At 75.9% G+C, this 2,676-nt stretch carries 3 protein-coding genes and 1 pseudogene; all 4 read right to left on the reverse strand.

Going from position 1 to position 2,676, the window contains the following annotated elements:
- The coding region (locus ICW40_RS05805) for an RNA polymerase sigma factor (protein WP_308121649.1) at positions 1-840 on the reverse strand (840 nt) is incomplete at its 3' end.
- A gap of 119 nt (positions 841-959) precedes the next feature.
- Positions 960-1,379: a YciI family protein gene (locus ICW40_RS05810; RefSeq protein ID WP_308121648.1), complete on the reverse strand. Its 420-nt coding sequence runs from the start codon at positions 1,377-1,379 to the stop codon at positions 960-962.
- 117 nt (positions 1,380-1,496) lie between these two features.
- Positions 1,497-2,420, reverse strand: a complete 924-nt coding sequence (locus ICW40_RS05815; RefSeq protein WP_221652892.1) for an aminoglycoside phosphotransferase family protein — start codon at positions 2,418-2,420, stop codon at positions 1,497-1,499.
- Positions 2,417-2,676, reverse strand: a pseudogene (locus tag ICW40_RS05820) (hypothetical protein); the annotation flags it as partial. The gene ICW40_RS05815 and the pseudogene ICW40_RS05820, both read right to left, overlap by 4 nt.

Genomic DNA, 2,676 nt, shown 5'->3' on the forward strand with positions numbered 1-2,676 from the left:
CGCGAGCGCCGCGCGACCGCGGCGGATCGCCGAGCGGTCCCAGCGCCGGCGGTCCTGGTCCTCCAGCAGCACCGGCGCGCCGTCGGGCGCCACGCGCGCGGGGAAGCGCGCCGCCGTCAGCTCCAGCAGAGCGAGCAGGCCGTGCACCTCGGGCTCGTCGGGCACGAGCCGCGCGAGCACGCGCGCCTGCCGCACCGCCTCGTGCGCGAGGTCGGGCCGCAGCCACGCGTCGCCCGACGTCGCCGTCGAGCCCTCGGTGAAGATCACGTAGACGACGCTCAGCACGGCGCCCAGCCGCTCGCGTCGCTCCTCGGGCGGCGGCACAGCGAACGCCACCTGCGCGGCCGCGAGGGTCTTCTTCGCGCGCGTGATGCGCGCCTGGACGGTCGCCGTCGGGACCAGGAACGCGCGCCCGATCTCGTCGCTCGTGAGGCCGCCGATCACGCGCAGCGTGAGCGCGACCTGCGACTCCCGCGACAGCGCGGGGTGGCACGCGGTGAACATGAGCGCCAGCACGTCGTCGTCGATGCGGTCGGGGTCCCACAGCACGTCGTCGTCCTCGTCGTCCGGCGGCGCGGTCAGCGCGCCCGACGTCGCCTGACCCTCGCCGAGGCCGCCGGCGAGCACCGCGTAACGCTCGTTGCGGCCGGCGCGGCGGCGGAACGCGTCGATCGCGCGGCGCCGTCCGACCGTGAGCAGCCACCCGGCCGGGCGGTCGGGGACGCCGTCGCGCGGCCAGGCGACGAGCGCCTCCGCGAGCGCCTCCTGCGCCAGGTCCTCGGCGAGCGCGAGGTCGCCCGTGTACCGCGCGAGGCCCCCGACGATGCGGGCGGACTCGATGCGCCAGACCGCCTCGACGGCATGACGCGCGTCCGAGCCGTGCGCCCGCCGCCCCGTCGACGCGGCGGCGCGCCGCCCCGCCGGAGGGGCGGGGCGGTCGGCCACGGCGTCGTCCGCGCTCAGAGCTGGCCGGTCGCGACCCGCCACTCGCGCTCCTTGCGGATCCACTCGTTGTCCTGCGGGAACTCGTCGATGCTCGCGACACGGCGGATCTCGGCCTTCATGCCGGGCCCGCCGAGCGGCGCGCGCTTGGCCCACTCGACCGCCTCCTCGATCGAGGCGACGTCGACGATCCAGAAGCCGCCGAACAGCTCCTTCGTCTCGCCGTAGGGGCCGTCGGTGACGACGGGCGGCTGCGACGAGTAGTCGACGACGACGCCCTTCGCCGCGTCGTCGAGCCCCTCGGCCGCGACCAGCACGCCGGCCCGGATCATCTCGTCGTTGTAGCGCCCCATCGCGTCCAGGACCTGCTCGAAGTCGACGTCGGCGAACGCCGCCTCGGCCTCGTCGGTCGAGCGCATGATCAGCATGTACTTCACGGTGATCTCCTCGGGTGTGCGGATCCCTCGTGGGACCCTCTCACCCTCAGGTCGAACGGCGGTACACCCGGATCGACATGCGGCGTCGACGAGTTGCTGCGCGGCGCGGCGCCCGGGTCAGTCGAGCACGGCCTTGACCACCGCCACCGACACGTCGAACCAGCGGTGGTCCTCCGCCGTGAGACCGCCGGGGCGTGCGGCCGCGTCCTCGATCGCCCACAGCGCGTTGCACATCATCCGGAACACGACCCAGTCGCGCGTCCGCTCGTGGTCGAGCTCGCCCGTCTCGGTGAGCACGTCCATCCGCCGACGGAGCCTGCCGCGGAGGTCCGACGCGACCGCCTCGTCCCAGCGGTTCCACAGCATCGGCGCGACCTCGTAGTGCGGGTCGCCCGAGAGCGGCTTGGGGTCGATGGCCAGCCACGGCTCGCGCTCGGCGGCGAGCACGTTGAGGTGGTGCAGGTCGGTGTGCACGAGCGTGCCGTCGGTCGCCGGGTCCGCCGTGAAGGCGCGGCCGAGCGACACGGCCTGCTGCACGAAGCGGTGCGGCACCGGCGCGTCCCGCGGGAGCGCGGCGAGGCGGTCGGTCCACTCGGCGACCTGCGAGGTGAGGGTCCGCAGCTGCGGCGTCGCCGGCACGTGCAGCCGGCGGTACAGCCGGCCGACGATTTCGCTGGCCGCGTCGTCGGGCACGGTCGTCAGGTCGGCGTGGTGCGCGCGCTCGAGGAGCAGCGCCAGGCGGCGCGGGTCCGCGCGCAGCAGCTCGACGGCCCCGCCGCCGTGCCACCGCTGGAGCGCGACGTGCTCGGTCTCCGCCTCCCAGTGCGGCCACGTCACCTTGAGGATCGCGGCGCGGTCGGTGCTCGTCCGCACAGGCACCGCGAGCGCGGTCTCGCCGTGTCGCAGGTCGCCGTCGGGCTTGAGGTCCCACTCGCCGAGCAGGTCGCGCACGAGGCGGGGCAGGGCGTCGAGCCAGTCGGCCCATGCGGGGCCGAGGGCGGCGCGGGCCGCGAACGCGGGCGGGACGACGAGACCGGTCACGCGGGCTGCCCCGTGCGAGGGGTCGCGAGCGCGCCCCCGGGGAGGCGGTGGGCGGGGCCGTTCTCACCCTGCTCCACCACGGCGAGGCCGTCGGCGACGAGCGAGGCGAGCGCACGCGTGCGCTGCTCGTCGTCCGCCCACGACGGCGCCAGGTCGGCGTCGGTCAGGGCGTGCGACGCGGCGCGCATCGCGGCCATGAGGCGCCCTCTGGCCTGCCGGTCGCTGCCGTGCCAGGCCTGGCGGCGGCGGTGCGCGG

The organism is Actinotalea ferrariae, from assembly GCF_019733465.1.
In the GTDB taxonomy this organism is placed as follows: Bacteria; Actinomycetota; Actinomycetes; order Actinomycetales; family Cellulomonadaceae; genus Actinotalea; species Actinotalea ferrariae_A.